This window comes from Bacillus sp. ok061 (genome assembly GCF_900108285.1).
Lineage (GTDB): Bacteria > Bacillota > Bacilli > Bacillales > Bacillaceae_G > Bacillus_A > Bacillus_A thuringiensis_S.
Window position 1 is genome coordinate 186647 of the sequence record NZ_FNUW01000001.1, and the last position, 12397, is coordinate 199043.

Here is a 12397-nt window from a genome sequence, read left to right on the forward strand (position 1 = left end):
TTGGTAGTTGACATTGTATATATGGTCAGTCAACTAACACATAAAATTCTACGTAAAACGCCAAATTCCTGCAAAATTTTTTGAAAAAACAAAAGAAAAACTAATAAGAAATGTCTGAAATATTACAATTGTTCGGTATTTATTTTTCGTGTATGGCATAAGGGATTTCGGTTTGCTATGATGAAAGAGATAATATAGTGAAGGATGGATGCGTGATGTCAGCGATTAATTGGACAGAAGAAGTGGCAAAACGAAAAGATGATTTAATTCGTGATACACAACAATTTTTACAAATTAAAAGTGTATGGGAAGAAGAATCGGCGAAAGAGGGCGCACCATTCGGTGAAGGTGTAGAAAAAGCGCTATCTTTCATGTTATATAAAGGAGAAGCTGAAGGTTTTGCTTCTAAAAATTTAGAAGGATACGCAGGTCATCTTGAAATGGGACAAGGAGAAGAATTAGTAGGTATTCTTTGTCACGTTGATGTTGTACCAGAAGGAGATGGCTGGACGACTCCCGCATATAGTGCGGATATTCGCGATGGAAAGATTTTTGCACGTGGTGCAATTGACGATAAAGGCCCAACGATGGCAGCATATTATGCGATGAAAATTGTGAAAGAATTAGGCTTACCTCTTTCAAAACGTGTTCGTATGATTATAGGAACAGATGAGGAAAGCAATTGGAAATGTGTAGATCACTACTTTAAAAACGAAGAAATGCCAACAATCGGTTTTGCACCAGATGCAGACTTTCCAATTATTAATGCAGAAAAAGGAATTTCTGATATACAAGTTGTGCAAAATGGAAGTGAAGAGAAAAAAGGTACATATGAACTTGTTTCATTTGATTCAGGGCGCCGTTTAAATATGGTTCCTGATTTTGCAGAAGTGGTTATTACAGGAGAAGATGTAAATGCACTTACAGTAGCATATGAAGAATATTTACAAACTGCTAAAAAAATAGGGAAATCGACTATAGAAGGAAATACAGTGACATTGCAAATAAAAGGAATTTCAGCGCACGGATCTACTCCTGAAAAAGGAGAAAATGCAGGTTTATTATTAGCAAACTTCTTAACTACAGTTTCACTTGATGGAAAAGCAACTGCATTTGCGACATTTGCAACAGAAACATTTACTGGTGATATTTTTGGTGAAAAAGCTACTATTGCTTATAAAGATGAAATTAGCGGTCCGTTAACAGTGAATGTCGGTCGCCTTTCTTATACGAAAGAAAATGGTGGTAACTTAGGTCTAAACGTACGTTACCCGGTTACAACTAACTTTGAAGAAACAATTGCGAAGTTGAAAGAGTATGTTGGTACGCATGCATTTGAAGTAGCTGACTATTCTAATTCACGCCCGCATCACGTTGATAAAGACCACGTATTAATTCGTACGTTGCAACGTGTATATGAGGAACAAACAGGTGAAAAAGCAGAACTATTAGCAATCGGCGGAGGTACTTATGCTCGCTCATTAAAAGCTGGTGTGGCATTTGGACCGCTATTCCCTGGAAAAGAAGAACTTGCGCATCAAAAAGATGAGTACATTGAAATTGAAGACTTATTAAAAGCAACAGCAATTTATGCGCAAGCAATTCATGAACTAGCGAAGTAAAGTGAAACTTTAATCGCCGATATATGAATAATGACCGCTCTCTACTTTAGAGGGCGGCTTCTTTTTAATTGAATGAGATAAGAAAGAAAAGCAACAATAGAAAGAAGGAGACGGTGTACATGGATAGGCATTATTTTGTCGCAATTACGTTACCAAATCATATAAAAGAAGTGCTGTCTAACTATAAAGAGGATACGAATGAGGAATTACGATTTCGCTCGTGGGTACATAAGGAAGATTATCATATTACCCTTTCCTTTTTAGGAGGTGCGACAGAAGAACAGTTAAAAGGGATAAAGAATGGATTACAAACACTTACAAAAACAAAAGAACTATCGTTCACGTTACAAGGTTTTTCAACGTTTGGTAGAGAAGATCAGCCCCGTATTTTTTGGGCGAAGGTAAGTGAGAATCACGATTTGTTTCAGTTGCAAAAGCAAGTACATGCCATTTGTGAAGAAAATAGTTTTTCTCTAGAAACACGCCCATATCATCCACATATTACTGTTGCTCGTAAATGGATAGGAGAAGAAAAGTTTCATTTAGAAAGTATAAAAGAAGTACCTGAAATATCATTTCAAGCAGATACAATTACTTTATACGAATCCCACGTGAAAGAAACCCCGAAGTATAAATCGATTGCTGAAATAAAATTACAAAAATAGAATGGTGAAAACGTTTTTTATGCAGGTGAATATACTATAGAGAAGAATGGAGTTACTGTATAGAGTCTTGTTGATAAGAAAAGCCTTATCATTTGCAGCTCATTTTATCTCGCTCATTAAAGTTTCACTTTATTTTAACTTTGAGAATGATGGTGATTTTTTTATGTTGAAAGTAAAACGTCCATTTGATGCCTATTTAGATGAAATGAATAAAATTACAATTTTGCTCCCACATGCGTATGGAACAAGTCGGACATTTCGTTTGCAAGAAGGAAGTAATGTGAAAGATTTACCGATTGCTCATACTATTGCGCTTCCAGATGCAACGAAGTATGAGTGCTTTATAGAAGAGCCGCTAGATGTGGGTAAGTATTATACAGTACGAGATGAACGGAATGAAGAAACGGATTTACAAATAGGTGCTGTTATTCGAACAACAATTTTCGATGAAAAGTATTATTACGAAGGTACAGATTTAGGTGCTGTGTATCAAAAAGAAGAAACGACATTTAAAGTATGGGCTCCAACCGCAAGGCTTGCGAAAGTAAGAATTTATAAGAGTGATAAAGAATATACCGATCATGAAATGTACAGAGAAGAAAACGGAGTTTGGATTCAAACATTACAAGGTGATTTAGACGGAGCACGCTATACATTTCTTGTTTGTATTAATTTAATATGGAACGAAGCTGTGGATCCTTATGCAAAGTCGGTGACGGTAAACGGAAAACACGGTGTTGTTATCGATTTAGAAAAAACGAATGTAACAAGACGAGAGCAATTACCACCATTACACGCAATGACAGATGCCATACTGTATGAACTGCATATTCGTGATGCCACTATTCATCAGGGCAGTGGAGTGAGTAAAAAAGGAACATATAAAGGGCTAATGGAAGAAGGGACAACAGGGCGAAATGGGACGTTAACAGGGTTGTCTCATATAAAAGATTTAGGTGTTACACATGTTGAACTATTACCTTTATATTGTTTCGGTGGTGTAGATGAGGCGAATCCTTCGTCCGCCTATAATTGGGGGTATAATCCATTATATTACAATGCACCAACAGGATTTTATGCTACAAATCCCTCTGATCCGTATAACAGGATAGTTGAGTGCAAACAACTAATTGAAACATTTCATGAACAAGGTATTAGGGTGATCATAGATGTTGTATATAATCATGTTTATGAAAGAGAGCTATCATCATTTGAAAAGCTTGTTCCAGGATACTATTTTCGTCATGGTGAAGATGGTATGCCTTCTAATGGGACGGGAGTCGGAAATGATATAGCGTCTGAACGGAAAATGATGAGGAAATTCATTGTAGAGTCTATTTTATATTGGCTTACTGAATACAATGTCGATGGATTCCGATTCGACTTAATGGGAATTTTAGATGTTGATACAATGAATATGATAGAAAAAGAAGTGCGAAACATAAAACGAGATGCTTTGCTATTAGGAGAAGGATGGGATTTACAAACACCGCTTCCTCTTGAGGAAAAAGCAACGTTAAATAATGCGAAGAAAATGCCACATATCGCGCAGTTTAATGATCAATTTCGTGATGGGATAAAAGGGAGTACATTTCATATAAACAAACGTGGTTTTGCATTTGGTGGGTCTGTAGACTGTAATCATTTGCAGTATATTGCAGCAGGAAGTCTTTTAAGTATGAAAGAAACAGGGCTGTTTCTAGAGCCGGCGCAAAGCATTAATTATGTAGAATGTCATGATAATATGACGATGTGGGATAAACTAGTGCGCAGTAATGAAGAATCAGAAGCGATTTTGAAAAAACGTCACCTGCTAGCGAGCGCAATGGTTATTCTTTCACAAGGCATTCCTTTCTTACATGCAGGACAAGAGTTTTATCGTACGAAGAAAGGAAATGAAAATAGTTATAATGCAAATGATGAGATCAATCAATTAGATTGGGATCAAAAAGAGAAAGAGATAGAGACCGTTAACTATATAAAAGGTTTAATTGCGATTCGTAAAGAGCATGGGGCATTCCGATTACAAAACGCAGACCTTATAAAAAAACATATGACTTTTTTACAAACATCTACAGAAGTACTTGCATACCACCTGCAAAATGTAAAATCATTTGGGCCGTGGAAAGAGATTGTCGTTTTATTTAATAGCGGTTTAGAAGCTAAAACGGTGCAACTTCCGAAAGAAGCAACGTGGGATGTGCTAGTAAATGAAAACGAAGCGAAAATAGATCCAATTTCTTCATTTAGAGGAAAGGAACTTAGGCTCCCTCCAATTAGCACGTATATATTGACGATAATGTGACAAATCGCTACTTGACGATGAGAATGTAATAAATGTAGAATTGACAAAGGTGACGATTTTGATAAGTTGTCATTCTATGACAGGTTTTGTAAAATAAAATAGAGGATTTTTGGCTTAGGCTAATTTTTCTTTTCATTTACAGTAAAATATATGAATCCACAACATGTGTAGAAATGTTGCGGTTTTTCTTTTCATAACTATAAAAGATAAGGATTTGTTAACGGGTAATGAATATGGAATGGTTGGAACAATTATTAGGAAAAGAGTGGAGTCTTGTACCGGCTGGTGGAGTAACGGGCGATGCGTATATTGCGCAAAACGGACAACAGAAGTTATTTTTAAAGCGGAATACATCGCCCTTTTTAGCGGTATTGTCAGCAGAAGGAATTGTTCCAAAATTACTTTGGACAAGAAGGGTAACGAACGGTGATGTAATTTCTGCTCAAAAATGGCTTCCGGGACAGAAGCTAGAGCCAGAGGATATGAAACTAGAACGTGTTGCGAAACTTTTGAAGAAAATTCACTCCTCTAAAGCGCTTGTACAGATGATTCAAAGACTTGGGAAGCAGCCGCTTCACGCACAAGAGTTATTACAACAACTGCAACTCGTTTTAAGAGGAGATATAAGGGATGATGAAACAATTCAGCAAGGCCTTCAATATTTAATGGATTCATTAAAAGCTATTGAATACAACGAATTCGTTGTATGCCATTGTGATGTAAACCATAACAACTGGATATTGTCGGATGAAGATGAGTTGTTTTTAATTGATTGGGATGGAGCTGTAATTGCTGACCCAGCTCTAGACCTTGGTATGTTATTATATTGGTACATTCCGCGCCAGGAGTGGAGTGAGTGGCTCGGTTTTTATGATATTGAAATGGATGAATCGCTGCTTAGGCGCATGAGATGGTATGTGATAGCACAAACGATTTTGTCTATTCAATGGCACACAACAAAAAAACAGCAAGCAGAAGCTGAATATTGGCATCAATATTTACAGCAACTACTTGCTTCAGAATAATACTTAAGAAAAATTGTCCATTCCAGCAATCCACTGAGTAAGTTGTTCTTGATTATTGGAAATATGGTTGTCCAAATTAGAGGAAGATTTACCCGATTGACTATAAGAATATACATCGTTTAGCATTGTTTTAGCGTCACTACTTATATTATCGTTTGCGAGTAACGATTGAATGAGGCGCTCTAATTGCTCGCATTCTGAAACTGTCCCGCAGCAATCACTTTGGTGGTTGACTAAAATATCTTTCAGCACTTCTAATTGATGTTGTTGATTAATTGGCATGAACGGATCATCCTTTCGATTGTTTTTCTCTTCAAATGTAAGAGAAAAAGCTGTTTCGTCATGGAATGTTTAATGCTGTATGTAGTTTTTATCAAAATGGTACATCTTATACTTGAAAGAAACGGACCGAGTGCTCGTACGTACTTGGTTTTTTGTTTGGTAGATTGATTAAAAAAAGAAAGAAGGAATTATTCCTTTAAAATAGTTTTGTAAAGAGAGGGAGACATCTATGCGTTTAAGACATAAACCATATGCAATGGATCGAATTAACGAGTATTCACATATCGTAATCGGAAACCCAGAGGAGCGCGCTGGTAACTGGAAAGAAGTATTTGGAAATGAACAACCAATTCATATTGAAGTAGGTACAGGTCGTGGCCGCTTTATGTATGATATGGCAAAAGCGAATCCACATATTAATTATATTGGAATTGAAAAATTCACAAGTGTTGTTGTAGATGCACTTGATAAATTAATTGAAGAAGAAGTGCCGAACTTAAAGTTAATTAATAAAGATGCTGAAGATTTAACAGTTTTCTTTGCAAAAGGTGAGATTGATCGCGTTTATTTAAATTTCTCAGATCCATGGCCAAAGAAGCGTCATACGAAGCGTCGTTTAACGTATAAAACGTTTTTACGTAATTATGAAGAAGTGTTAGTAGAAGGCGGAGAAATTCATTTCAAAACAGATAATCAAGGTTTATTTGAATATTCTCTTATGAGTATGGCTGAGTATGGTATGTTACTAACGTACTTAAGCTTAGATCTTCATAACAGTGACTTTGAAGGTAACATCATGACTGAATACGAAGAGAAATTCTCTAGTAAGGGTCATCGTATTTACCGAGTTGAAGCAAAATATCGTACAGAGCCTATGCAGTAATGCCATAGGTTTTTTTACGTCTAAAATAATCAGAATTTTATGTTAATATTAATTAAAAGGGGGATGTGTAATGGAACATTTACAAATTGGAGATATAAAAGTAACGTGGTTAAAAGGCGGAAATACACATTTAGATGGAGGGGCAATGTTTGGTGTTGTGCCGAAAGTACTTTGGTCACGTAAATATAAACATAATGACACAAATCATATTTACTTACGAACAGATCCGTTACTTTTACAAACGAAAGATGGAAATATGCTCATTGATTCAGGAATAGGAAACGGTAAGTTGGATGAGAAGATGAAACGAAATCAAGGTGTAACAGAAGAATCATCGGTGTATGAATCATTAGAAAAATTAGGATTAAAGTCTGAAGATATCGACTATGTCTTAATGACACATCTTCATTTTGATCATGCATCTGGTCTAACAAAATGGGAAAATGATCACCTTGTACCGGCATTTCCAAATGCGAAAATTTACGTAAGTGAAACAGAATGGAATGAAATGAGGAATCCAAACATTAGATCACGTAATACATATTGGAAGGAAAATTGGGAGCCAATTGTAGATCAAGTTGTTACGTTCCAGCAAGAAATAGAAATTACAGATGAAATTAAGATGGCGCATACGGGTGGTCATAGTGATGGACATGCAGTTATCGCTTTGGAGAGTCAAGGGGAAACGATGCTACATTTAGCAGATCTCTTGCCGACGCACGCGCATCAAAATGTATTATGGGTAATGGCATACGATGATTATCCGATGACCTCGATTGAAAATAAACAAAAGTGGATGAAGTATGGTGCTGACAAAGAGGCGTGGTTTACGTTTTATCATGATGCATATTATCGCGCTGTGAAGTGGAATGAGGAAGGGCATATCGTAGAAAAAATAGAACGGAAAACGAGTATAGAAGCTTAAAAAGAGGAGATTGTTCCATCATATTTGTTGGAGCAGCTTCTTTTTTATTATCGGATTTTGTCGGTAAGTCGATATATTCGGAAAATCGCTGATATAATTTTAATCAATACCCACAATTTCAAAAAAATAAGAGGTTCACCTAATGGGAACCCTCCTTTTTATGCTGCTATAACCTCTAAAACAGTACCTGTTTTAGCATCAACTAAAAATTCAAATCGTTCTTGTATATCATCTAACATTGTTGTAAGACCGCCGCGATAAACTTCATATGCGACATCATATTTTTCAAATGTCTCTGGAACCATATGTACCCAAGAGCCAGTAATTTCACCTTTATGACTTAATGCTTGTTTCACCATTTTCAATGCTTTTTCTGAAGAAATATGGGATTGTTCTTGTACTTTGTTTGCAACGAGATAACCAGCTGCGAATCCAAAGCCAAGACCTGCTACTAAACCTTTCCAGCTCATATATTCACCTCAATTCTATAAAATAAAAATAGTGTACCAATAATAATTATAAAGCAAATACAGTTAAAAAAGAAGAAACTAGAAACATTTCGAAAATTTCGTTACAATAAAAGAGGTATTCTACTAAGGTTTGAAAGAAGGGGACTTCGTGAATAAAGAGACATTACAATTATTTCGTACGTTAACAGAATTACAGGGTGCATCAGGTTTTGAACATGATGTACGCCGTTTTATGAAACAAGAATTAAGCAAATATGCGGATGAAATTGTACAAGACGGTTTAGGTAGCGTATTTGGTCTGAAAAAAGGGGACGAAACTGGCCCGCGTGTTCTTGTAGCAGGTCATATGGATGAAGTAGGTTTCATGGTTACGCAAATTACGAAAAACGGAATGCTTCGTTTTCAAACGTTAGGCGGCTGGTGGAGCCAAGTTCTATTAGCACAGCGTGTACAAGTTATGACGAAGAATGGTCCTGTTATTGGGGTTGTTGGTTCTATTCCTCCTCATTTATTAAGTGACGCGCAACGTGCAAAACCGATGGATATAAAAAATATGTTAATTGATATAGGTGCAGATAGTTATGAAGATGCGATTGAAATTGGTGTAAAACCAGGACAACAAATCGTGCCGATTTGCCCATTCACACCGATGGCAAATGAGAAGAAAATTATGGCGAAAGCTTGGGACAACCGTTACGGATGTGGTCTTGCAATTGAATTGTTAAAAGAATTAAAAGATGAAACATTACCAAACACATTATACTCTGGTGCTACTGTACAAGAAGAAGTAGGCCTTCGCGGAGCGCAAACTGCTGCAAATATGATTCAACCAGACATTTTTTATGCGCTTGATGCAAGTCCAGCAAACGATGCATCTGGTGATAAAACGCAGTTCGGTCAATTAGGAAGAGGTGCTCTTCTTCGTATTTACGATCGCACGATGGTAACACATAGAGGAATGCGCGAATTCATTTTAGATACAGCAGAAACAAACAACATTCCGTATCAATACTTTATTTCACAAGGTGGTACAGATGCGGGCCGTGTACATACAAGTAACTCTGGTATCCCATCAGCAGTAATTGGTGTTTGTGCACGCTACATTCATACACATGCTTCAATTTTACATGTTGATGATTATGCAGCGGCGAAAGAATTAATTACGAAGCTTGTAAGAACAACGGATAAAACGACGTTAGAGACAATTAAGAATAACGCGTAGAGAAGAAGGGCTGAAGAGCCTTTCTTTTTTTGGATTGAATAGATGACCCATCCATGAGTGGGAGCGGTCAGTGCTTAATGGGCGATCGAATGGTGTATTAAGAGCGCGGGTAGGAAGTGAGATAAAGACTATTTTTGTGTTCGAGGTCTGTAATTGAGGAAAGCTACCTTTCTTTTTGGATTGAATAGATGCCCAGCGGTGTGTGGTGGCGGTATGTGCTCGAATGGTGTATTAAGACCGAGGATAGGAAGAAAGAAGAAGCCTGTTTTTTTGTTTAGGACCAGTAATATTGTGGAAAGCCATCTTCTTTTATAGGTAGAAGGGATTCCACGGTGGTGTGTGATAGTGGTTGGTATTTAATATGTTCGGAAGCAGATATTGGAACAAAATGATGAATTTTTATAGAGGTGAACGAAATGAAGGTAGTAGTTGGATCGAAGAATAAAACGAAGGTTGGCGCTGTGGAGAAGGTTTGGAAAGATGCTGAAATTACATCTCTTTCTGTTCCTTCAGGAGTAGCAAATCAGCCGTTTTCAGATGAAGAGACGATGCAAGGAGCGATTAATAGAGCGAAGCGAGTGCTAGAGGAAGGAGAAGCTCCAATTGGTATTGGGCTAGAAGGCGGTGTGATGAAAACGGAGCACGGTTTATTTATGTGTAACTGGGGTGCGTTAGCAACAAGTGATGGGAAAGTATTCGTGGCTGGAGGAGCGCGTATTAAGTTACCAGACGATTTTTTAGCACCTCTTGAAGATGGCAAGGAGTTAAGTGAAGTGATGGAAGAGTTTGTACATAGAAAAGATATTCGTAGTCACGAAGGTGCGATTGGTATTTTTACAGATGATTATGTCGACCGCACGGAATTATTTGTACACGTTGTTAAGTTACTTGTTGGGCAATATAAGTATGACAAAAAGCAAGCATAAACCTTGCACCATGCGCGATGTATGGTAGTATAAAAGAAAGATTATAACATGAAAAATGCACCCGTTAGAGGAGGAAATATAGATGAAGTCATTAGAAAGCATGGAGCAATTCCAACAATTAAAAAATGAAGAGAATGTAGTCTTTATGTTCTCAGCAGAATGGTGCCCAGACTGCCGCTTTGTAGACCCATTTATGCCAGAAGTAGAAGAGAAATATAGTGATTTCTCATTTTACTATGTAGATCGTGATGAGTTTATTGATCTATGTGTAAAATTAGACGTATTTGGCATTCCGAGCTTTGTAGCGTACAATAAAGGTGAAGAAACTGGTCGCTATGTAAACAAAGATCGTAAAACACAAGAACAAATCGAAGAGTTCATTGAAGGTTTAAAGTAAGGCAATTTGCCAATTGAATTGTAAAACAACCTCTACCTTCGCGGGGGAGGTTATTTTTTTGGAAGGGAGGAAAAAGAGATGAAGATGACAAGTAAAAAGATGAAAGAAGAGTTAATGAAGAAATTATCTCGTCCAGAATGGGACTTTCAGTATGATAGCGAGAAAGAGGTTCTACGTATAGAACAGAAAGACTCGAAAAAAGGTATTAACGTATCGCTTCCAGGAGTTGTGGCAAAATGGGAAGTGAACAAAGAAAAGGCAATTGAAGAAGTTGCTTATTACGTACAAGAAGCGCTAATTGCGATGCATAAAGAAGAAAATAGCGGAGCAAAAATTTTACCTGTTATTCGTTCTACTTCTTTCCCGAAACAAGCAGAAGAAGGAAATCCGTTTATTATGACGGATCATACGGCGGAAACACGTATTTACTATGCGTTAGATTCGAATAAAACGTATCGACTAATTGATGAACGTCTATTACAAAAATTAGAACTTACAGAGCAACAAGTGCGGGAAATGGCATTATTCAACGCACGCTCATTAGGTTATGAATTTAAACAAGATACAGTAGCGGGGAATACATTCTACTTTTTAAACACAAATGATGGGTATGATGCGACTCGTATTTTAAACGAATCGTTACTACAATCGATGCGTGAGAAGATTTCTGGTGACATGGTTGTTGCTGTTCCTCACCAAGATGTATTAATTATTGCTGATATCGTCAACGAAATCGGTTATGATATTATTGCACAAATGACAATGAAATTTTTTGCCGAAGGGCATGTTCCGATTACATCACTTTCATTCGTATATGAAGATGGAGAATTTGAACCAATCTTTATTTTAGCGAAAAATCGGAAGAAGACAGATGGAAAAGAGAAAGGATGAACGAAGTGAACGTTTTTTACAACCTTGAAGGAATTGGTGACACTTTAATTGTTGCCTTACAAGATATTACTTTAGAGAACCGTACTTTTGATCGCAAAGGAGATGTTGCACGCGTATACGATCGTGAAAGCAATGTAACAGCAGGATTCAACATCTTTAATGCATCTTCTTACTTAGAAGTAAAAGAAAAAGGAAACCTTACATTAACGAAAGAGCTTGTAGAGAAAATCAACGAAATTTTAGCGAAGAATGGCTTTGAAGAGACAGTAGAAGCAGATCTTTCTCCGAAATTTGTTGTAGGCTATGTAGCTGAAAAAGAAAAGCACCCAAATGCTGATAAGTTAAACATCTGTAAAGTAGAAATTGGTACAGAAACATTACAAATCGTATGTGGTGCACCAAACGTTGATGCAGGACAAAAAGTTGTCGTTGCAAAAATCGGTGCTGTAATGCCAAGCGGTATGTTAATCAAGCCAGCTGAGCTTCGCGGTGTTCCTTCTTCTGGAATGATCTGCTCTGCACGTGAATTAGAGCTTCCAGACGCTCCACAAGAAAAAGGTATTCTTGTATTAGAAGATAGCTTTGAAGTTGGACAAGAATTTAAATTTTAATTGATATAAGAAAAGAGAGGTTGTCCTTTTGGGCAGCCTCTCTTTTTTGTCATTTTTGTTGGTAAGTCGAAATTTCGTGTTGAATCGTTAATATATTGAGAGTTGTGATAGATATACTCCAAAAATCGTAAATATGATAAAGGTGTCACCTTTTGTCTTAAAATCTATATTGT

The 12397-nt window shown here is 36.9% G+C and carries 13 protein-coding genes; 11 read left to right on the forward strand and 2 right to left on the reverse strand.

Annotated features, from left to right (window positions below; translation table 11 throughout):
* The first annotated feature begins 215 nt into the window (after positions 1–215).
* The 4 genes from pepV to C4S65_RS01110 all read left to right on the forward strand — a co-directional run bounded on the left by pepV (position 216) and on the right by C4S65_RS01110 (position 5617).
* Positions 216–1622 carry a dipeptidase PepV gene (gene pepV, locus C4S65_RS01095; RefSeq protein WP_061667154.1) on the forward strand — a complete coding sequence of 469 codons (1407 nt, stop codon included), beginning with the start codon at positions 216–218 and terminating at the stop codon, positions 1620–1622.
* Between the two features lie 119 nt (positions 1623–1741).
* Positions 1742–2287, forward strand: a complete 546-nt coding sequence (gene thpR / locus C4S65_RS01100) for an RNA 2',3'-cyclic phosphodiesterase (RefSeq protein ID WP_098323883.1) — start codon at positions 1742–1744, stop codon at positions 2285–2287.
* A 163-nt stretch (positions 2288–2450) separates the two neighbouring features.
* Positions 2451–4592 carry a type I pullulanase gene (gene pulA, locus C4S65_RS01105; protein WP_061667156.1) on the forward strand — a complete coding sequence of 714 codons (2142 nt, stop codon included), beginning with the start codon at positions 2451–2453 and terminating at the stop codon, positions 4590–4592.
* 227 nt (positions 4593–4819) lie between these two features.
* Entirely contained in the window at positions 4820–5617 is a 798-nt protein-coding gene (locus tag C4S65_RS01110) for a phosphotransferase family protein (protein WP_002094168.1), read from the forward strand.
* A 3-nt stretch (positions 5618–5620) separates the two neighbouring features.
* Here C4S65_RS01110 and C4S65_RS01115 read toward each other — a convergent pair whose 3' ends face one another.
* Positions 5621–5899 carry a YtzH-like family protein gene (locus C4S65_RS01115; RefSeq protein ID WP_001122235.1) on the reverse strand — a complete coding sequence of 93 codons (279 nt, stop codon included), beginning with the start codon at positions 5897–5899 and terminating at the stop codon, positions 5621–5623.
* A gap of 229 nt (positions 5900–6128) precedes the next feature.
* Between C4S65_RS01115 and trmB the strand changes: the two genes are divergently transcribed.
* Together trmB and C4S65_RS01125 are read left to right on the forward strand one after the other, a co-directional pair.
* The gene (trmB, locus tag C4S65_RS01120; RefSeq protein ID WP_001239383.1) at positions 6129–6782 is read left to right on the forward strand and encodes a tRNA (guanosine(46)-N7)-methyltransferase TrmB; all 654 of its coding nucleotides are present in this window, start codon (positions 6129–6131) and stop codon (positions 6780–6782) included.
* A 70-nt stretch (positions 6783–6852) separates the two neighbouring features.
* Positions 6853–7707 carry an MBL fold metallo-hydrolase gene (locus C4S65_RS01125; RefSeq protein ID WP_086405805.1) on the forward strand — a complete coding sequence of 285 codons (855 nt, stop codon included), beginning with the start codon at positions 6853–6855 and terminating at the stop codon, positions 7705–7707.
* A 158-nt stretch (positions 7708–7865) separates the two neighbouring features.
* On the opposite strand, the gene C4S65_RS01130 is transcribed toward C4S65_RS01125, so the two are convergent.
* Positions 7866–8177 (reverse strand): PepSY domain-containing protein, encoded by a 312-nt coding sequence (locus C4S65_RS01130; protein ID WP_000118535.1) that lies wholly within the window; start codon positions 8175–8177, stop codon positions 7866–7868.
* Positions 8178–8325: 148 nt separating this feature from the next.
* Here C4S65_RS01130 and C4S65_RS01135 point away from each other — a divergent pair, with 148 nt between their 5' ends.
* The 5 genes from C4S65_RS01135 to ytpR all read left to right on the forward strand — a co-directional run bounded on the left by C4S65_RS01135 (position 8326) and on the right by ytpR (position 12224).
* Positions 8326–9399 (forward strand): M20/M25/M40 family metallo-hydrolase, encoded by a 1074-nt coding sequence (locus C4S65_RS01135; RefSeq protein ID WP_001031518.1) that lies wholly within the window; start codon positions 8326–8328, stop codon positions 9397–9399.
* A 416-nt stretch (positions 9400–9815) separates the two neighbouring features.
* The gene (locus C4S65_RS01140) at positions 9816–10325 is read left to right on the forward strand and encodes a DUF84 family protein (RefSeq protein WP_000869933.1); all 510 of its coding nucleotides are present in this window, start codon (positions 9816–9818) and stop codon (positions 10323–10325) included.
* Positions 10326–10407: 82 nt separating this feature from the next.
* Positions 10408–10722 (forward strand): thioredoxin family protein, encoded by a 315-nt coding sequence (locus C4S65_RS01145; RefSeq protein ID WP_000838193.1) that lies wholly within the window; start codon positions 10408–10410, stop codon positions 10720–10722.
* A gap of 78 nt (positions 10723–10800) precedes the next feature.
* The gene (locus C4S65_RS01150; RefSeq protein WP_000784615.1) at positions 10801–11613 is read left to right on the forward strand and encodes a DUF1444 domain-containing protein; all 813 of its coding nucleotides are present in this window, start codon (positions 10801–10803) and stop codon (positions 11611–11613) included.
* Complete coding sequence (gene ytpR / locus C4S65_RS01155) at positions 11610–12224, forward strand: YtpR family tRNA-binding protein (protein ID WP_086405806.1); 615 nt, start codon at positions 11610–11612, stop codon at positions 12222–12224. The genes C4S65_RS01150 and ytpR overlap by 4 nt, the downstream gene beginning before the upstream one ends.
* Positions 12225–12397 lie beyond the last annotated feature (173 nt).